Source organism: Streptomyces sp. NPDC048696, assembly GCF_043198895.1.
In the GTDB taxonomy this organism is placed as follows: domain Bacteria; phylum Actinomycetota; class Actinomycetes; order Streptomycetales; family Streptomycetaceae; genus Streptomyces.
In genome coordinates, this window is the sequence record NZ_JBICVJ010000005.1 from 407345 (window position 1) to 425345 (window position 18001).

The following is an 18001-nucleotide window of genomic DNA, read 5'->3' on the forward strand; positions in this document are numbered from 1 at the left end:
TGGTCGGGAAAGGCCCCTCTCAACGACTCGCGTCGCTCACATCATGTCTTCGATGTCCGCCGCGATCGGGTCCGCGTCCGTGCCGATCACGACCTGGATCGCGGTGCCCATCTTGACGACGCCGTGCGCGCCCGCGGCCTTCAGCGCGGCCTCGTCGACCTTGCTCGGGTCGATGACCTCGGTGCGCAGGCGGGTGATGCAGCCCTCGACCTCTTCGATGTTCTCGATACCGCCGAGCCCGGCGACGATCTTCTCAGCCTTGCTGGCCATGTCTGTCTCCCAGTTCTTTCAAAGACCGTTGTGGCGGCGCACCGCAGGTACTTCCGCTTTGTCACCGTAACGCACGTTTGGCCCAGTTACGCGAGCGAGCCCCCGCACCCTGGCCAAGGATGACGATCACCGGTACCGCGCCCGTGCGGCCAGGCTCCGGACGATACCGCAACTGGTCTACACCAGTACGCAACGCATCCCGGAACTGGCTTGTTCCGGCGGGACGGACGGGACGGAGGGTCGCCGATGAGCGCGCAGAGCGCGACAGTGGACCGGCCGAAGTGGTGGAACGGCGCCTTCCAGAACCTCCAGAAGATGGGCCGCAGCCTCCAGTTGCCGATCGCCGTGCTGCCCGCCGCCGGCATCCTCAACCGCCTCGGCCAGCCGGACGTGTTCGGCAAGGACGGCCTCGGCTGGACCGATGTCGCCAAGGTCATGGCGGGCGCGGGCGGCGCGCTGCTCGACGCCAACATCGGCCTGCCGCTGCTGTTCTGCATCGGCGTCGCGATCGGCATGGCCAAGAAGGCGGACGGCTCCACCGCGCTCGCCGCCGTGGCCGGATTCCTCGTCTACTACAACGTGCTGCACCAGTTCCCCAAGGACTGCCTCGCCGGGGCGAAGGTGATCGCGGCCGGGTGCCAGGCGAACGACGGCACCGTGGCGCCCTTCACGTACCAGAACCCGGGGGTCTTCGGCGGCATCGTCATGGGCCTGCTCGCCGCCTGGTTCTGGCAGCGCTACCACCGGGTCAAGCTGGTCGACTGGCTCGGCTTCTTCAACGGCCGCCGGCTCGTCCCGATCATCATGTCGTTCGTGGCGATCGGCTTCGCCGCGCTCTGCCTGTGGGTCTGGCCGCCGATCGGCGACGGCCTGGAGCACTTCAGCGACTGGCTGCGGGGTCGCGGCGCCGTGGGCTCGGGCATCTTCGGCGTCGCCAACCGCGCATTGCTCGTCATCGGTCTGCACCAGTTCCTGAACGTGCCCATCTGGTTCCAGTTCGGCAGCTACACCAAGCCGGACGGGACCGTGGTGCACGGCGACATCAGCATGTTCCTGGCGGGCGACCCGAACGCGGGCCAGTTCACCACCGGCTTCTTCCCGATCATGATGTTCGCGCTGCCGGGCGCGGCGCTCGCCATCGCGCACTGCGCCAGGCCGCACCGCCGCAAGCAGGTCGCGGGCCTGATGCTGTCGGTCGGCCTGACCTCGCTCGTCACCGGTATCACCGAGCCGATCGAGTACTCGTTCCTGTTCATCGCCCCGCTGCTGTACGCGATCCACGCCGTGCTCACGGGTGTCTCGATGGCGGTGACCTGGGCGCTCGGCGTGAAGGACGGCTTCAGTTTCTCGGCCGGTCTGATCGACTACGTCATCAACTGGAATCTGGCGACCAAGCCGTGGCTGATCATTCCGATCGGTCTGTGCTTCGCCGTCGTCTACTACGCGCTCTTCCGATTCGCGATCATCAAGTTCGATCTCCCGACGCCCGGCCGTGAGCCGGAGGAGCTGGAAGAGGAGATGGAACGGGACGTCACGAAGGCGTGAGCCCGCACCGGACCGGCCCCGATACGCATCGCTGTACGTACGAATACACAAGGTCACTTCATAACGACGGCGTCGCGCCGCAATAACGGCGGCATAACCGAAGAGCCCTTAAACAAAGGCCTTGGACCCTGCGGTCCGGGGCCTTTGTCCGGCTTGCCGGAATGTATGGCCCACCCCACAAAAATTGCAGGTTCCTTATCTAACCCTCACCGTGCTACAACTGGTCTACACCACTCAATGGTGTAGACCACGCGGGCTTGACCGCGTTCCCCCCTGAGACGCCGCCGTCCCCCCGTATGTCCATGTCCCCCGGGCGGCGCCTTGCCTACTGGAGGAAGTTGATGAGTACGGCAACCGCCAAGGCGGCGCCCGCGAAGAAGCGGGGTGCCGGCCTGTTCCAGGGTCTGCAGAAGGTCGGTCGGAGCCTGCAGCTGCCGATCGCCGTGCTGCCGGCCGCGGGCATTCTGCTCCGCCTCGGTCAGGACGATGTCTTCGGCAAGGACGGCCTCGGCTGGGGCAAGGTCGCCACGGTCTTCGCGACCGCCGGTGACGCCGTCTTCTCCAACCTGCCGCTGCTCTTCTGCGTCGGCATCGCGATCGGCTTCGCCAAGAAGGCCGACGGCTCGACCGCGCTCGCGGCCCTGGTCGGCTTCCTGGTCTACAAGAACGTGCTCACCGCGTTCCCGGTGACCGACGCCGTCGTGAACACCACCGCCAACAAGGGTGTCGACGTCCCCGCGACGTACAACGACCCCAAGGTCTTCGGCGGCATCATCATGGGTCTGCTGGCCGCCGTCATCTGGCAGCGGTACCACCGCACCAAGCTGGTCGACTGGCTCGGCTTCTTCAACGGCCGCCGCCTGGTCCCGATCCTCATGGCCTTCGTCGGCACCGCCATGGGTGTGCTGTTCGGCCTGGTCTGGGAGCCGATCGGCCACGTCATCACGAACTTCGGCGAGTGGATGACCGGCCTCGGCGCCGTCGGCGCGGGCATCTTCGGTGTCGTCAACCGCGCGCTGCTGCCGATCGGTATGCACCAGTTCGTGAACACGGTCGCCTGGCAGGAGATCGGCGACTTCAAGGACTCCAGCGGTGCCATGTGGCACGGCGACCTGCCGCGCTTCTTCCACGGCGACCCGACCGCCGGCCAGTTCATGTCGGGCTTCTTCCCGATCATGATGTTCGCGCTGCCGGCCGCCGCCCTGGCGATCACGCACTGCGCCCGCCCCGAGCGCCGCAAGGCCGTCGGCGGCATGATGATCTCGCTCGCGCTGACCTCGTTCGTCACCGGCATCACCGAGCCGATCGAGTTCGCGTTCATGTTCATCGCGCCGGTCCTGTACGTGATCCACGCGATCCTGACCGCCGTCTCCATGGCCGTCACCTGGGCGCTGGGCGTGCACCACGGCTTCAGCTTCTCCGCCGGTGCGATCGACTACGTACTGAACTGGAACCTGGCGACCAAGCCATGGATGATCATCCCGATCGGTCTGGTCTTCGCGGCGATCTACTACTTCGTGTTCCGCTTCGCGATCATCAAGTTCAACCTCACCACCCCGGGCCGTGAGCCCGAGGAAGAGGTCGAGGACCTGACGAAGGCGTAAGCCGTCCAGGTGTTACGGGAAAGGCCCCCGGAATCGAACGCGATTCCGGGGGCCTTCCGCATGCCTACAGCTCGTACACCGCGCCCGGCACCGCGAGCTCCACCGGCCCGTCGTACGCCCCACGGGCGTCCGCCAGGTTGACGTCGCCGTCCGTCCACGGCGGGATGTGGGTCAGGACCAGGCGGCCCGCCCCGGCGCGGGCGGCGTGTTCGCCGGCCTCGCGGCCGTTGAGGTGCAGGGCCGGGATGTCCTCCTTGCCGTGCGTGAAGGACGCCTCGCAGAGGAAGAGGTCGGTGCCGTCGGCCAGCTCGTGCAGCGCCTCGCAGACGCCGGTGTCGCCGGAGTACGTGAGGGAGGCGCCGCCGTGCTCGATGCGGATGCCGTACGCCTCGACGGGGTGGCAGACCCGTTCCGTGCGGACCGCGAACGGGCCGATGTCGAACGAGCCGGACTTCAGCGTGTGGAAGTCGAACACCTCGCTCATGGAGGAGGCGGAGGGCGTGTCGGCGTACGCCGTGGTCAGTCGCTGCTCGGCGCCCTCCGGCGCGTACACCGGCAGGGGGGCGCAGCGGCCGCCCTCGTGGCGGTAGTAGCGGGCCACGAAGTAGCCGCACATGTCGATGCAGTGGTCGGCGTGGAGGTGGCTGAGGAAGATCGCGTCGAGGTCGTAGAGACCGATGTGGCGCTGCAGCTCACCGAGGGCGCCGTTGCCCATGTCGAGGAGCAGCCGGAAGCCGTCGGCCTCGACGAGGTAGCTCGAACAGGCCGATTCCGCGGACGGGAACGACCCGGAGCAGCCGACGACGGTGAGCTTCATGGAGCGTGAACCTCCGGGAGCGGCAAGGGGGACGAGGAGGGCGGCGGGAGGTCGTGCGGTCCGTCGAGCGTAAGGCGCCACGCTCCCGGTCGCTCCTCAGTGGCGGGCCGTTGTGGGGGAACTCACCTGCGCTGTCACCGGTTCGGGCGGTGTGTGGGCGGGGCGCGCGCGGTGGGGTGGGCGCCGGTAACGTCTGCGGTATGGACACGTCTTGGTGGCTCGCGGTGATCGCCGTCGTGGTGGTCGCGCTGGGGGCCGCCGTGGTGGACGGGCGGGGGCGCTCGCGGGCGCGGCCGCGGCCGCGGCCTTCTCGGCCCGGGGGGCGGTTGCGGCCGCCGGGGCGCCCCGGGCCGCGCCGGGCGCGCTCTCCCCTGCCGGGGGAGATCTGGTGGGCGGACGTTCCGTACGAGGACGGGCCCGGGTCGAAGGACCGGCCCTGTCTCGTGCTGTCCGTACGGGGTGACCGTGCGCTCGTCGCGAAGATCACCAGCAAGTTCCACGAGGAGCAGGCGGGGGTGATTCCGCTGCCGCCGGGCACGGTCGGGGATGCGCAGGGGCGGCCGAGCTTTCTGGAGACGGATGAGCTGCGGGATGTCTGGGTGGGGGAGTTCCGGCGGCGGGTGGGGGTGGTGGATCCGGTGGTGTGGGACCAGGTGCGGTACCTGGCGGGCTGAGGTGTGGTGCCCGGGGCCTGCGGCCCGCCACGGGGCTCCGCCCCGGACCCCTCTCGGGGCTTCGCCCCGGAACCCGTTCGTCTGCGGCCCGGTGGGGGCTGGTCGCCGGCACCGGGCCGCAGGCGCAATCCGCGCCCCCGGAAGGGGCTACGCCCAGAGTTGGCCCTGTAGCGTCGCGATCGCTTCCTCCGTCGTTTCCGCCGTGTAGACGCCCGTCGACAGATACTTCCAGCCGCCGTCCGCGACCACGAAGGCGATGTCCGCCGGGGTGCCCGCCTTCAGGGCCTTCCTGCCCACGCCGATCGCCGCGTGCAGGGCCGCGCCCGTGGAGACGCCCGCGAAGATGCCCTCCTCACGCAGGAGTTCCCGGGTGCGGGTCACCGCGTCGGCCGAGCCGACCGAGAAGCGGCTGGTCAGGACCGACGCGTCGTACAGCTCGGGGACGAAGCCCTCGTCGAGGTTGCGCAGGCCGTAGACCAGGTCGTCGTAGCGGGGCTCCGCCGCGACGATCTGGACGCCGGGCACGTGCTCGCGCAGGTACCGGCCCACGCCCATCAGCGTGCCCGTCGTCCCGAGGCCCGCCACGAAGTGGGTGATCGAGGGGAGGTCGGCCAGGATCTCCGGGCCCGTCGTCGCGTAGTGCGCGCCCGCGTTGTCGGGGTTGCCGTACTGGTAGAGCATCACCCACGACGGGTTCTCGGCCGCCAGCTCCTTGGCCACCCGTACCGCCGTGTTGGACCCGCCCGCCGCGGGCGACGGGATGATCTGCGCGCCCCACATCTTCAGCAGGTCGCGGCGCTCCTGGGAGGTGTTCTCGGGCATCACGCAGACCATGCGGTAGCCCTTCAGTTTCGCCGCCATCGCCAGCGAGATGCCCGTGTTGCCGCTGGTCGGCTCCAGGATGGTGCAGCCGGGCGTCAACCGGCCCGCCTTCTCGGCCTGTTCGATCATATGGAGCGCGGGGCGGTCCTTGACCGAGCCGGTCGGGTTGCGGTCCTCCAGCTTGGCCCAGATACGGACGTCGTCCGACGGGGAGAGCCGGGGCAGCAGGACCAGCGGCGTGTTGCCGACGGCGGCGAGCGCGGAGTCGTAGCGCATGGCGGCGTTCGGCCTCAGACCATGCCGCCGGCCACGGCCGGCAGGATCGTGACGCTGTCGCCGTCGGACAGCTCGGTGGAGATGCCCGCCAGGAAGCGGACGTCCTCGTCGTTGAGGTAGACGTTCACGAAACGGCGCAGCTCGCCGGATTCGACGATCCGCTCCTGGATGCCCTGGTGGCGCGTCTCCAGGTCGGCGAAGAGCTCGGCGAGGGTCGCCCCGCTGCCTTCGACCGCCTTGGCGCCGTCGGTGTAGGTGCGGAGGATGGTCGGGATGCGGACCTCGATGGCCATGGCGTGGGCTCCTGTCGGGAGAGGTCGTAAGAGGAGGGAACGGAAGGGAAAGGAAGGCAAGAGTCACGCGGGCGGCGCGGGTGCTGCGGAAGTGCGGGCGTACGGGTGGTACGGGTGCGGCCGCGGCTCAGGCCGCGGGCGGGCGCGGACACATCGCGCTCGCCAGGCGGCACAGGTCGACGTGCAGGCGCGCCACGAGCAGCGGGCTGCTCGGCTTCTCTTCGCTCACGTCGTGGGGAACCATGCGGTCATCGTATCGATTCCCGGTCCGCTTCCCGGAATGTGATCTCAGCTGGCGGACGGCTTCCGCTCAGGATGTGAGCGGGTCGGCACCCCGCCCCTCCCCCGCCCGCCCCCCGTCAGTACGCCGCCACCACCTTCACCTCTTCCTCGGTGATCACACCGTCCACGATCCGGTACGAGCGGAACTGGAAGTCGCCCGCGCCGTCCGTGTCCGCCGTGGAGACCAGGACGTAGTGCGCGCCGGGCTCGTTCGCGTACGTCACGTCCGTACGGGACGGGTACGCCTCGGTCGCCGTGTGGGAGTGGTAGACGATCACCGGCTCCTCGTCGCGGTCGTCCATCTCGCGGTAGAGCTTCAGCAGGTCCTGCGAGTCGAACTCGTAGAACGTGGGCGAGCGGGCCGCGTTGAGCATCGGGATGAAACGCTCGGGGCGGTCGCCGCCGGCCGGGCCGGCGACCACACCGCACGCCTCGTCGGGGTGGTCGGCGCGGGCGTGCGCGACGATCCGGTCGTACAGCGCCTGGGTGAGGGTCAGCATGAGCGCAAGGATAAACAGACGGGCCGTCCCGTACCGAGGCTTGGTACGGAACGGCCCGAATGCTGAGAAGCGACCGGTTACGAGCGCTTGGCGAACGCCTTGTTGTCGGGGTTGCGCGCCTTGAGTACCAGATACGAGACGCCCAGGATCAGGCCCCACAGCGGGGCGCAGTACAGCGAGACCCGGGAGTCCTTGTCGATGCCCATCATCACGATCACCATGAAGATGAACAGCAGCGCGAACCAGCTGGTGTACGGGGCGCCCGGGGCCCGGAAGGTGGACTGGGGCAGCTCGCCGCGGTCGGCCTTGGCGCGGTAGCGGATCTGGCAGACCAGGATCATGATCCAGGCCCACATGCCGGAGATGGTGGCGAAGGAGACGACGTAGTCGAACGCCTTGCCCGGCGCCTTGTAGTTGATCCAGACGCCGACCAGCATCAGCGCGGCCGAGACCGTGGTGCCGACCAGCGGGGTGCCGCTCTTGGTGAGCTTGGTGAAGAACTTCGGGCCCTGGCCGTTGAGCGCGAGGTCGCGCAGCATACGGCCGGTGGAGTACATGCCCGAGTTGCAGGAGGACAGGGCGGCCGTCAGGACGACGAAGTTGACGATCGCGGCGCCGACGCCGAGGCCCATCTTCTCGAAGGCCGCGACGAAGGGGCTCACGCCCGGCTTGAACTCGTGCCACGGGACGACCGAGAGGATCATGATCAGGGCGCCGATGTAGAAGACGGCGATACGCCACGGCACGGTGTTGATGGCCTTGGGGAGCGTCTTCTCGGGGTCCTTGGACTCGCCCGCGGTCACACCGACCAGCTCGACGGCGAGGAAGGCGAACATCACGATCTGCAGGGTCATCAGCGTGCCGCCGATGCCCTTGGGGAAGAAGCCGCCGTCGTTCCAGAGGTTGGAGACGGTGGCGGTGTCCGCGGCGTCCGAGAAGCCGACGGTGAGGATGCCGGCGCAGATCAGGATCATGCCGACGATGGCCGTGACCTTGACCATCGAGAACCAGAACTCCAGCTCGCCGAAGAGCTTCACGGAGATGAGGTTCACGGCGTACAGGATGAGCGTGAAGACCAGCGCGTACAGCCACTGCGGGACGTCGTTGTGCGTCCAGAAGGCCATGTACTGCGCGGCCGCGGTGACCTCGGTGATGCCGGTGACGACCCAGAAGAGCCAGTACGTCCAGCCGGTGACGTAACCCCAGAACGGGCCCACGAACTCACGGGCGTACTCCGAGAAGGAGCCCGAGACCGGGCGGTACATCAGCAGCTCGCCGAGCGCGCGCATGATGAAGAAGATGACCAGGCCCGCGATCGCATAGGCCAGGATCAGGCTGGGGCCGGCCTTCGAGATGGCCTTGCCCGCGCCGAGGAAGAGCCCGGTGCCGATCGCTCCGCCGATCGCGATCATCTGGATCTGGCGGGCGCCGAGGCCCCGCTGGTATCCCTCGCCCTCGTCGGCGCCGTGGGCGGTCCCCACGGCCTCATTGCCGGAGCGGTCGTCCTGCTTGTCGACCTGCACTGAGGTCATGGTGGTGCGCCTTTCTCCATGCTGACCCGCCCGCTTCGGTCGTCGAAGCCGCGGATCAGGTCCTGATCCCCCCGGATGTGGATGGAGTGCCACCGGCGATCAGCCGGTCGAAGCGCCCCCGGGGACATGGGTGGCGTCCCTGGGTGGTCGTGAAGATTTATCACGGCTTTACCGGTGATCCACAGAGGGGGTTGTGGCGCACACCACAGGAAGAACCGGACAAAGGTGAACATCCGCCAGCAAAATATGCCGTTGCGGTAATCGGATCGTTATGCGGATTTGAGCGTCCGCTGAGCGAACAGCGGGGAAACAGCCGCCGTCGGCCATACCCCGAGTGGGCGATCAGGCCATCAGCGTCTCGACGAGCGTCTCCTGGAGGCCGCCGAGCCAGAGGTACGCCATGACCATCGGCTTGCGCGGGTCCTCGTCCGGCAGCCGGTAGAGCTCGCCGCCCTCGTCCTCGTCGGTGACCTCAAGGCGCGTGCCGATCGTGAGGCGCAGATCGTTGAGCGCGCCCAGCCAGCGCTTCGAGTCGTCGGCGGAGAGCTTGAGGACCGCGCCGCCGTCCCCCTTGGGCGTCAGCGAGTCCAGGGCGCGCACGACCGCGAGGGCGTCGTCGCGCTTGCGGGCGCGCAGGTCCTTCTCGGTGAACCGTCTGAACTCGGCGGCCGACTCCCGCAGTTCATCGCTCTCACCGCTGTCGTACGCGTCCGGGAAGAGCCGGGCGAGCGCCGGGTCGGCGGGCGGTTCGCTGGGACCCTCGGCGAAGAGCGCGGCCAGCGGGTCCTCGCCCTCCATCGGTTCGTCGCCGGGGCCGATGAGCTCCAGGAGCTGTACGGACAGGGAGCGCAGGATGGCGATCTCGACCTCGTCCAGCGCGACGGCCGCGCCGCCGCCCGGGAGCTTTTCGAAGAGGCCGGCCATTAGTTGCGGTCCTGCGTGAGCGTCGCCCACAGCCCGTAGCCGTGCATGGCCTGCACGTCGCGTTCCATCTCCTCGCGGCTGCCGCTGGAGACCACGGCCCTGCCCTTGTGGTGCACGTCGAGCATCAGCTTGCGGGCCTTGTCCTTGGGATAGCCGAAGTACGACTGGAAGACGTACTGCACGTAGCTCATGAGATTGACCGGGTCGTTGTGGACGAGCGTCACCCAGGGCACATCGGGTTCGGGGACGGCGAAGGTCTCCTCCGCCGACTCGGGCCGTTCGATCTCTACAGGAGCCACACTCACTTACCTAATGCTGCCACCTCGAAGTCGCAGTCGCACAAACGGGTCCCCGAAATCGTCACTCTGACGTTAAAGGAGTAACATCCCGCCCATGAACACTGCGGACCTCGGGTTGCCGGTGGACGTGCCGTCGACCGCGCTCTTCACGGACCAGTACGAGCTGACGATGCTCCAGGCGGCACTGCGCGGCGGTACCGCCGACCGGCGCTCCGTCTTCGAGGTCTTCACCCGGCGGCTGCCGGACGGGCGCCGCTACGGCGTGGTCGCGGGCACCGGGCGGGTCCTGGACGCCGTCGAGAACTTCCGCTTCGACGCCGCCGTGCTCGGCTTCCTGCGCGAGCGCGGCATCGTCGACGAGCCCACCCTCGAATGGCTCGCCTCCTACCGCTTCTCCGGCGACATCTGGGGCTACCCCGAGGGCGAGGTCTACTTCCCGGGCTCGCCGATCCTGCGGGTCGAGGGGTCGTTCGCCGAGTGCGTGCTGCTTGAGACCGTGATCCTCTCCATCCTCAACCACGACTCGGCGATCGCCGCCGCGGCGTCCCGGATGTCGGCCGCCGCGGCCGGCCGCCCGCTGATCGAGATGGGCGCCCGGCGCACCCACGAGCTGGCCGCGGTGGCCTCCGCCCGGGCCGCGTACGTGGGCGGCTTCGCCACCACCTCGGACCTGGCGGCCGGGTTCCGCTACGGCATCCCGACCGTCGGCACCAGTGCGCACGCCTTCACCCTGCTGCACGACAGCGAGCGGGACGCCTTCCGGGCCCAGGTGGACTCGCTGGGGCGGGGCACGACCCTCCTGGTGGACACCTACGACGTGGCCGAGGCGGTCCGTACCGCCGTCGACATCACCGGTCCCGAGCTCGGCGCGGTCCGGATCGACTCCGGCGACCTGCTGCTCGTCGCCCACCGGGTGCGCCAGCAGCTCGACGAGCTGGGCGCCACCAAGACGAAGATCGTGGTCACCTCCGACCTGGACGAGTACGCCATCGCCTCGCTCGCGGCCGCGCCCGTCGACGCGTACGGAGTCGGCACCCAGCTCGTCACCGGCAGCGGGCACCCCACCTGCTCCATGGTCTACAAGCTGGTCGCCCGCGCGCAGAGCGCGGACCCCAAGGCCCCGCTGGTGCCGGTGGCGAAGAAGTCGAGCGGCGGCAAGACGTCGATCGGCGGCCGCAAGTGGGCCGCGCGGCGGGCCGACGCGGACGGGGTCGCCGAGGCCGAGGTCGTCGGCACCGGGCCGGTCCCGGACGGGCTGGCCGACCGGCAGCTGCTGGTCGAGCTGGTCAAGGGCGGCGAAGTAGTGGCCCGGGAGCCGCTGGACGCCGCCCGCGAGCGGCACATCGCGGCGCGCGCCGCGCTGCCGATGTCCGCGATCCAGCTCTCGCGCGGGGAGCCGGTGCTTCCCACGGAGTACGCGTGAGGATACGAGTGCGGGTGCGGGTACGGGTGCGGTCGTGCACTCGGGCCTTTGCACCCCAATTGCCCCCTGCCGTACCGGGGGCGGAGTCTCTACGCTCGTAGAACAGCCACCTTGACCGAAGGACAGCCGACATGCACCGCGCGTTGATCGTCGTAGATGTTCAGAACGACTTCTGCGAGGGCGGCAGCCTCGCGGTCACCGGTGGCTCCGACGTGGCCGCCGCCGTCACCGACCTGATCGGCCAGGCGGCCGGGTCCGTCTACCGCCATGTGGTGGCCACCCGCGATCACCACGTCTCCCCGGGCGGCCACTTCTCGGCGCACCCGGACTACGTCGACTCCTGGCCCGCGCACTGCGTGGCCGGGACGGAGGGCGTGGGCTTCCACCCCAACTTCGCCCCGGCCGTCGCCTGCGGGGCGATCGACGCGGTCTTCGACAAGGGCGCGTACGCGGCCGCGTACAGCGGGTTCGAGGGGCGCGACGAGAACGGGGTGCCGCTGGCGGACTGGCTGCGGGCGCGGTCGGTGACCGAGGTGGATGTGGTCGGGATCGCCACGGATCACTGCGTGCGGGCGACGGCGCTGGACGCGGTGCGGGAGGGGTTTGCGACGCATGTCCTGCTCGATCTGACCGCCGGGGTCGCCGAGGATACGACTTCTCGGGCCATCGAGGAGATGCGGGCCGCTGGTGCGGAGCTGTCCGGGAAGCCGGTCTGCTGACGCGTTGTGGCTGTGCCTTTGGCTGCGGACCGTGCTGGGCTGGTCGCGCAGTTCCCCGCGCCCCTGAATGCGCCCTGCGGGCGCCCCTCAAGGCGCAGCCCTCACGGCGCAGCCCCCTACGGCCTCAGTAGCGCTCGTATCGGGTGCCAGAGCTCGTCCGCCTCGTCCTGGGGGGCCGTGCGCCACAGTAGGCCGTCCGGGTGGTGGAGCACGGCTGTGATCTCGTCCGGGGTCGGTGGCTCGGTGTTGCCGCGCAGGTAGACCGCGCGCAGCCCCAGGTTCCGCAGCCTGGTCAGGGCGCGGGCCCGGTTGGCCGCGTGGACGAGCACGCGCACCTTGCGGCCGTCCCCGGCCGGGGACGGCAAAGTGAGCGCGACGATGACGCTGCCGTTCGGCAGCTTGCTGAAACCTCCGCCAGGCATGGCGTACCGCTCCCCCGTGAGACGTCGTGTCAATAAGGACTGGTAAGACGCACCTAAACACGATCGGCCGCCGCCCGCTAGAGGGCGACGGCCGATCATGGTTTGACCTGCGGTTTTTAAAACTACTTGGTCGACGGACCAACCTTCACGGTGATCGTCGAACCGTCCTTGGGCTGCTGGACGATCGTGATCCGGGTGTTGGTGTCAGGAACCTGCACGCTTCCCGTGGGGTTCTCCTGGTACCAGTAGGTGCCCCGGTGGTCGTCGAACATCGGCACGCCCGGCTGCGAGCGGACCGTGGTCGCCACGTCCGCCTTGTGCAGGGTGAGCGCCTGCGTCGGGTACCAGCTGAAGGCCGCGTCGAACGGCGTGATCTTGTTGCGCATGAGCGTGCCGTCGGCCCACTTCAGCGGCTTGGCGTGGGCGTCGATCGGCAGGATCTGGCCGTGGCCCGGGTGGGCCGAGACGTTGTTGTCCTTCTGGGACAGGTCCCAGAGCCACATGACCAGACCGGGCTGGTACGCGTAGTGCTCGACCCAGCTCGGGCGGGACTTCGCGAAGCCGAAGTTGTACGGGCCGGTCTTCAGCGTCGTGTCGGACGACACGTACTGGCGGTTCTCGGCGATGTAGTACTGCGGGTAGTCCTTGGTGAACGACTCGCCGATGCGCGTGAAGTTCTTCGAGGTCCAGCCGTTGTCGCCGCCCTCGGCGCCGTCGGTGAAGAGCACGGTGCCGTCCGCCGTCACGGAGATGGCGTCGGCCGTGAAGCCCTTGCCGCCCGCGCCGCCGTCCGTCTGGTAGCGGAACCGGATGTCGATCTTCTTGCCCGCGTAGGCGTCCAGCGGGTACGAGAGCTTCTTGTACGTGCCCGAGGCATCGGTCAGGGCCGGCTTGTCGCTGCCGTCACGGGTGATCGGCTGACCGTCGGCGGTGCCGTCGAGCGCGGTCCAGGTGGCGCCGCCGTCCGTGGAGGCCTCGGCGTACGCGAAGTCGTAGTCCTTCTCGATGTCCCACCAGGCCGAAAGGTCCAGGGACGCCTTGGACTTGCCGGTCAGGTCGACCGAGCGGGTCAGGGTGTTGTTGAGGTTGTCACCCATGCCGCTCCACCACTGCTTCGTGCCCTCGGCGGGCTTCACGACAGAGGTGGTGACGGGCTTCTGCGGCAGCTCGACGACGAGCGCCTGCTTGTTGTCGGTGTTGTACTCCGAGACGCCGAGCTTGACCGTCGAGTTCGTCGCGGCCTTGGCCTTGGCGTAGTCGAGCCAGCCGAGCTGGAGCTTGTCCCAGGCGGTCATGTCGCCCGGCAGGTCGCCGATCGAGTCCTTGCCCGCGCCGAGCCAGGAGCCGGCCGACATCAGGGACCAGAAACCGACCGAGTTCTCAGCGGTGTTGGTGGTGTCGTAGAGGTCCGGCAGACCGAGGTCGTGGCCGTACTCGTGGGCGAAGACGCCGAGGCCGCCGTTCTCCGGCTGCATCGTGTAGTCGCCGACCCAGATGCCGGTGTCACCGATCTGCGTACCGCCGGCCTTGTTGTTCGCCGGGCCGGTCTTGCCCGCGTCCGTGCCGTAGGCGTACCCGCGGTGCGCCCACAGGGCGTCGGTCTTCTGCGCGCCGCCGCCGGCCGACTCGTCCTCGCCCGCGTGGACGATCTGGAAGTGGTCGATGTAGCCGTCGGGCTCGTTGAAGTTGCCGTTGTTGTTGTAGTCGTTGCGGTCCCACTGGTCGTACTGGGACAGCGTCGCCTTGATCTGCTCGGCGGTCTGGCCCTTGGCCTTCTGGTCGGCGACCCAGGCGTTGACGCCGTCGCGGACCAGGTCCATCACGTTGGAGCAGTTGGACTGGCCGCAGTAGTTCGAGCCGTAGCGGGCCTCGTTCCACGGGACCCGGACCCAGTCGGTGACCTGGCCGTCGACGGAGTAACGCCCCGAGGACGTCTTCTCGTAGTACGTCTTCAGCGAGTGCTTCTCGGTGCCGTCGGCGTTCTTGCCGGTGCCGAAGTACAGGTCCTGGAAGTGCTCCCGGCTGTAGTCCTTCTGCCAGGCCGTGGAGTTGTCCTTGGCGCGGTCCGGCTGGGCGATCGTGTTGTGCGCCGGGCCGGGGGTGCCGCCGTACTTGACGACGGGCGGCTTGGGGCCGGGGCCGTCCGGGTCGTACATCGTGGTGTTGTCGACCTGGTCGCCGAAGTCCACCAGGATCGTGAAGATCTTGTCGGTCTTCTCCCGGGCGAGCTCCACGTACTTCTTGTCGTCGAGCTGGACGACCTTGGAGGCGCCGCGCTGCTGGACCTTCTTCTCGCCCGAGATGGCCTTCTCCAGGGCCACCTCGCGCTGCTGCTCGCGCTGCGCGGTGAACGGGCCCGGCACGTTGTCGATGTGCTTCACGGCAGGGGCACCCGGGTCCTGGCGCTGCACGGCCACCGGGGCCTTGGCGGCCGGAGCCTTCGAGTCGGCCTGGGCGGTGGCGAACGCCGAGCCTATGGCGCCGGTCGTGGCTATGGCCACGAGTACGGCGGCAGCTCTGAGCGCCGCCTTGTTGCTGGTCACTTGATGATGTCCTCCCCCGCGGCCGCAAGCACGGACCGGGGGTGAGGGGTCAGGTCTCCGGTGCGCGGCACGCGTCTCAAGTGACGACATTGGACCGGAGTTGCCAAAGAAAAGACAGATCTTGACTTGTCTTGGGTAATTACATTATGCAGACGGGGAGTTCCGGTATCCGGATGCTTCCGATGTGCTACCCAACCCGGGCAACGGGTGCGCCTGTCCCGCCAGTCGGACCGGGTGAATGACTCCGTGCGCCCCCTGTGCACCGGCACCGTGGGTTAGGTCACGCTTACCAACGGTTCCGTCAGGGCAAGCACCGTCGTAGAGTCGCTTGACAGTGCGATCCGGTTGCCCGGTCGAGAGACCCGCCCCATCCGATGCCTTCCCCCGAGGACGGATACCGCCATGCCGCGTCCGACTGCAGCACAGCTCGCCTACGGTTCGGCCACCGTCGTGTTCTCGACCGTGGCCATGATTCTGCTCTCCCAGACCGACTCGGGTGTCGGAGTGGGCGTGATAGTGCTCGCGGCGCTGCTGCTCGGGCTCCTGGTCGCCGTGACGGTGCCCATCCCGAAAGCGGCGCGCACGGTCCGTATGAACCGTGCCGCCGCCGTGGGTGAGCGCGCCGAGCCGGGGGTGCGGGTGCCGGCCGACTCAGTACGCGGCTGAGGCCGGGCGGGCCCACGGGGCCGACGTCAGTGGGCTGTTGAGACCACCACCGTCTTCCCGGCCTTGTCGTGCAGGCCCTGTTTGTAGGGCTTGTCGGTGACGATCGTGATGATGAGGATGATCTGCCAGATACACGGGCAGCACAGCAGCGCCGGCACCCAGAGCACGGCGGTGCGCGTCAGGGCGGCGCTCGTGGTGGGCACACTGCCGTCGTTGAGCATCGCGACCCGCAGGTTCAGCAGCTTCTTGCCGACGGTCTGGCCGTCCCGCTTCAGCATCAGGGTGTCGTAGCCGAGGTAGACCACGATCCCGATCAGGGTCCACGCCAGACCGCTGCCGGTGTACGCCTTGGAGACGACGTCGGACGTGCTGTCGCCGTTCTTCGTCTCGTACATGTACCGGCCGGAGGTCGCCCACTCCAGCAGACCGAGCGGGATCGCGACGATCAGGGCGTCGATGATGCGGGCGAGCAGGCGCCTGCCGAGGTCGGCGAGCGGCGGCATCCCGCTGAGCGGATCGGGACCGCCGTACTGGTTCCCGCCGCCGTACGCGTCGTACGGCGGCGGGGCGCCATAGGGCGAGCCGGGGGGTGGCGTGCCGTACGGGCCGCCGGGGGGAGGGTTTCCGTACGGGCCGCCGCCGGGGGGAGGGGCGCCGCCGCCCGGAGGTGGGGTACCGCCTCCGGGCGGGGTGCCGCCGGCGCCTTCGCCCCCGAAGGGCGGTGTCGGCTCCTGTGGCTTCTTGAGGAACGGGTCGTTCTCAGGCGGCTCACCGGGCGGCGGTTCGTTGCTCATGTCCGCAGTGCACCGCGCGGGATGGGGCGCCGCAACGGTACGGGGCCCGTTCGGGTGTCCCGCGCCGAGCTCTTGTCAGGTGCCCGCGACGAACGTACGGGCCGCCTTGTCGTGCCAGCACTGCCGCCACGGACGGTCGAACAGGCACCACAGGACATTGACGACGCCGACCGCGAGCACACCGAGCACGCCGTACACCAGCCAGCGGCGCAGCGCGGCGCCGAACGACGGCGGCTCGTGCGACTCGATGTCGCGCACCTGGAGCCGCAGCAGCCGCTTGCCGAGCGTGCGGCCCCACTTGGCGGTGGGCAGCGCCTCGTAGAGCAGGCCGAGCACCAGGAACGCGCCGAGGATGATGCCGAGGTAGCCGGCGGTGGTGCCGTCCAGGAAGTAGATGGTCACGGTCTCGCCGGACAGCTTCGCCGTGTCGATCTTCTCCTGGATGTGGTCGGCGGCCTGCACGCCCAGCGGCACCGCGAGCCCGGCGACGGCCACGCCCAGCACGGCGGTGTCGACGAGCCGTGCGGCGAGGCGCCGCCCGGGCCCCGCGGGCCGGGCCTCGGCCTGCGCCCGGGCGGCCCGCAGGAACGGGTCCTCCACCGGCGGCTTCCACGGCACGACGGGCTCCCCCGCCCCCTGCCGCTCGTCGGGCCGCGCCAGCTGATGCACCTGCTGCGCCCAGGAGGCCGCGCCACCCCCGGGCCCGGTGGTCATCGGGGACGCGGCGGGCTGGGGGGCGGCGTGCTGAGCGGGCGCGGGCTGCTGCGGGGGTGCCGTGTGCTGCGGGGGCGCGTGGTGTGCGGGCGTCACCGGGGGCGACGGCAGGGCGGCGCGGGACGGGGCGGGGTCCCCGGCCGCCGGGCGTACGTCGGGCTCGGCCCGGCGCGGATCGCCCGCCGTACGGGGATCCACCGGCTGCATGGGCGCCGGCTGCTGCGCGGGCAGGGGCTGCGCGGGCAGCGGCTGAAGCGGCAGCGGCTGGACGGGCTGCGACTGGACGGGAAGCGACTGCGGTCCCGAAACCGGCGTCCGGGAAGGGGAAGGGGCCGGGCCCGGCTGGGCCTGCCCAAGCGCGCCCCGGGGGTCGGGCTGCCCCCAGGACACCCGGCGTGCCGCGTCGTCCCCGAACCCCGACTGGTGCGCCACGTCGGCCTGCCAGACCGGGGCCGGGCCGGGCCGCATCCCGTGCGGGGGGACCGGCTCGGGCTCGGGCTCGTCGAGGAAGACCGGGCCGGTCTCCTCCACCGCCGGGAGCGGGAGCGGGGCCGGGGCGGGCATCGGGGTCGGCGGGGCCGAGGCCAGGGCGGGCGCCGCCGGGGCCGCGCCGGGCGGCGGCACGGGCACGGCTTCGCCGTCGACCGGGGCGGGCCGGCTCGTTCCGGGCACCCAGGCGGCGCCGTTCCAGTACCGGACGTATCCGGGGATGGACGGATCGGGGTAGAAGCCGGCGACAGGGGTGCCGTCGCCGGTGGCCGGGGTGGGGGCGCTCATCACCGTGGTCCCGTATCTGCTCGTGGGCCTCGTCAATACAAGGGTCCACATCTACCAGACGGGCGACCACCCCCGGGCGGGTCCGTCCGTACCGACCACCATTCG

General features: G+C 69.6%; 19 protein-coding genes. 6 read left to right on the plus strand and 13 right to left on the minus strand.

Features of this window, described 5'->3' with window-relative positions; genetic code table 11:
- Nucleotides 1-36: 36 nt before the first annotated feature.
- Nucleotides 37-270, minus strand: a complete 234-nt coding sequence (locus ACGFRG_RS13345) for a glucose PTS transporter subunit EIIB (RefSeq protein WP_018517946.1) — start codon at nucleotides 268-270, stop codon at nucleotides 37-39.
- 246 nt (nucleotides 271-516) lie between these two features.
- Between ACGFRG_RS13345 and ACGFRG_RS13350 the strand changes: the two genes are divergently transcribed.
- Both ACGFRG_RS13350 and ACGFRG_RS13355 read left to right on the plus strand, forming a co-directional pair.
- The gene (locus tag ACGFRG_RS13350) at nucleotides 517-1815 is read left to right on the plus strand and encodes a PTS transporter subunit EIIC (RefSeq protein ID WP_361427752.1); all 1299 of its coding nucleotides are present in this window, start codon (nucleotides 517-519) and stop codon (nucleotides 1813-1815) included.
- Nucleotides 1816-2156: 341 nt separating this feature from the next.
- The gene (locus tag ACGFRG_RS13355; protein WP_361427749.1) at nucleotides 2157-3419 is read left to right on the plus strand and encodes a PTS transporter subunit EIIC; all 1263 of its coding nucleotides are present in this window, start codon (nucleotides 2157-2159) and stop codon (nucleotides 3417-3419) included.
- Nucleotides 3420-3483: 64 nt separating this feature from the next.
- Here the strand turns inward: ACGFRG_RS13355 and ACGFRG_RS13360 are convergent, their stop codons facing one another.
- Nucleotides 3484-4236, minus strand: coding sequence for an MBL fold metallo-hydrolase (locus tag ACGFRG_RS13360; RefSeq protein ID WP_361427746.1), 753 nt, complete (start codon nucleotides 4234-4236; stop codon nucleotides 3484-3486).
- 200 nt (nucleotides 4237-4436) lie between these two features.
- On the opposite strand from ACGFRG_RS13360, the gene ACGFRG_RS13365 reads away from it, so the two are divergent.
- Nucleotides 4437-4910: a type II toxin-antitoxin system PemK/MazF family toxin gene (locus ACGFRG_RS13365; RefSeq protein WP_361427743.1), complete on the plus strand. Its 474-nt coding sequence runs from the start codon at nucleotides 4437-4439 to the stop codon at nucleotides 4908-4910.
- 147 nt (nucleotides 4911-5057) lie between these two features.
- Here ACGFRG_RS13365 and ACGFRG_RS13370 read toward each other — a convergent pair whose 3' ends face one another.
- The 7 genes from ACGFRG_RS13370 to clpS all read right to left on the minus strand — a co-directional run bounded on the left by ACGFRG_RS13370 (nucleotide 5058) and on the right by clpS (nucleotide 9844).
- Nucleotides 5058-6008, minus strand: a complete 951-nt coding sequence (locus tag ACGFRG_RS13370; protein WP_361427740.1) for a cysteine synthase — start codon at nucleotides 6006-6008, stop codon at nucleotides 5058-5060.
- Between the two features lie 14 nt (nucleotides 6009-6022).
- Complete coding sequence (locus tag ACGFRG_RS13375; protein WP_361427737.1) at nucleotides 6023-6301, minus strand: MoaD/ThiS family protein; 279 nt, start codon at nucleotides 6299-6301, stop codon at nucleotides 6023-6025.
- 127 nt (nucleotides 6302-6428) lie between these two features.
- The gene (locus tag ACGFRG_RS13380) at nucleotides 6429-6545 is read right to left on the minus strand and encodes a putative leader peptide (RefSeq protein ID WP_361427734.1); all 117 of its coding nucleotides are present in this window, start codon (nucleotides 6543-6545) and stop codon (nucleotides 6429-6431) included.
- Between the two features lie 115 nt (nucleotides 6546-6660).
- Complete coding sequence (locus tag ACGFRG_RS13385) at nucleotides 6661-7083, minus strand: M67 family metallopeptidase (RefSeq protein ID WP_361427731.1); 423 nt, start codon at nucleotides 7081-7083, stop codon at nucleotides 6661-6663.
- A 77-nt stretch (nucleotides 7084-7160) separates the two neighbouring features.
- The gene (locus tag ACGFRG_RS13390; protein WP_361427728.1) at nucleotides 7161-8615 is read right to left on the minus strand and encodes an amino acid permease; all 1455 of its coding nucleotides are present in this window, start codon (nucleotides 8613-8615) and stop codon (nucleotides 7161-7163) included.
- A gap of 342 nt (nucleotides 8616-8957) precedes the next feature.
- Nucleotides 8958-9539 (minus strand): DUF2017 domain-containing protein, encoded by a 582-nt coding sequence (locus tag ACGFRG_RS13395; protein WP_393263637.1) that lies wholly within the window; start codon nucleotides 9537-9539, stop codon nucleotides 8958-8960.
- Entirely contained in the window at nucleotides 9539-9844 is a 306-nt protein-coding gene (gene clpS, locus ACGFRG_RS13400; protein WP_188278297.1) for an ATP-dependent Clp protease adapter ClpS, read from the minus strand. Before clpS ends, ACGFRG_RS13395 begins: the two co-directional genes overlap by 1 nt.
- A gap of 88 nt (nucleotides 9845-9932) precedes the next feature.
- Here clpS and ACGFRG_RS13405 point away from each other — a divergent pair, with 88 nt between their 5' ends.
- Both ACGFRG_RS13405 and ACGFRG_RS13410 read left to right on the plus strand, forming a co-directional pair.
- Entirely contained in the window at nucleotides 9933-11261 is a 1329-nt protein-coding gene (locus tag ACGFRG_RS13405; RefSeq protein ID WP_393263639.1) for a nicotinate phosphoribosyltransferase, read from the plus strand.
- A 131-nt stretch (nucleotides 11262-11392) separates the two neighbouring features.
- Entirely contained in the window at nucleotides 11393-11980 is a 588-nt protein-coding gene (locus ACGFRG_RS13410; RefSeq protein WP_361427718.1) for an isochorismatase family protein, read from the plus strand.
- Nucleotides 11981-12096: 116 nt separating this feature from the next.
- On the opposite strand, the gene ACGFRG_RS13415 is transcribed toward ACGFRG_RS13410, so the two are convergent.
- Both ACGFRG_RS13415 and ACGFRG_RS13420 read right to left on the minus strand, forming a co-directional pair.
- On the minus strand, nucleotides 12097-12402 hold the full coding sequence (locus tag ACGFRG_RS13415; protein ID WP_188278300.1) for a hypothetical protein: 306 nt from the start codon (nucleotides 12400-12402) through the stop codon (nucleotides 12097-12099).
- Nucleotides 12403-12524: 122 nt separating this feature from the next.
- On the minus strand, nucleotides 12525-14945 hold the full coding sequence (locus ACGFRG_RS13420; RefSeq protein WP_393263642.1) for an immune inhibitor A domain-containing protein: 2421 nt from the start codon (nucleotides 14943-14945) through the stop codon (nucleotides 12525-12527).
- Nucleotides 14946-15347: 402 nt separating this feature from the next.
- Between ACGFRG_RS13420 and ACGFRG_RS13425 the strand changes: the two genes are divergently transcribed.
- A complete protein-coding gene (locus tag ACGFRG_RS13425; RefSeq protein ID WP_361427712.1) occupies nucleotides 15348-15611 on the plus strand; it encodes a hypothetical protein in 264 nt (87 codons plus the stop codon).
- Nucleotides 15612-15637: 26 nt separating this feature from the next.
- On the opposite strand, the gene ACGFRG_RS13430 is transcribed toward ACGFRG_RS13425, so the two are convergent.
- Together ACGFRG_RS13430 and ACGFRG_RS13435 are read right to left on the minus strand one after the other, a co-directional pair.
- Nucleotides 15638-16405, minus strand: a complete 768-nt coding sequence (locus ACGFRG_RS13430; RefSeq protein ID WP_361427709.1) for an RDD family protein — start codon at nucleotides 16403-16405, stop codon at nucleotides 15638-15640.
- Between the two features lie 75 nt (nucleotides 16406-16480).
- On the minus strand, nucleotides 16481-17896 hold the full coding sequence (locus tag ACGFRG_RS13435; protein ID WP_393263644.1) for an RDD family protein: 1416 nt from the start codon (nucleotides 17894-17896) through the stop codon (nucleotides 16481-16483).
- Nucleotides 17897-18001: the final 105 nt, after the last annotated feature.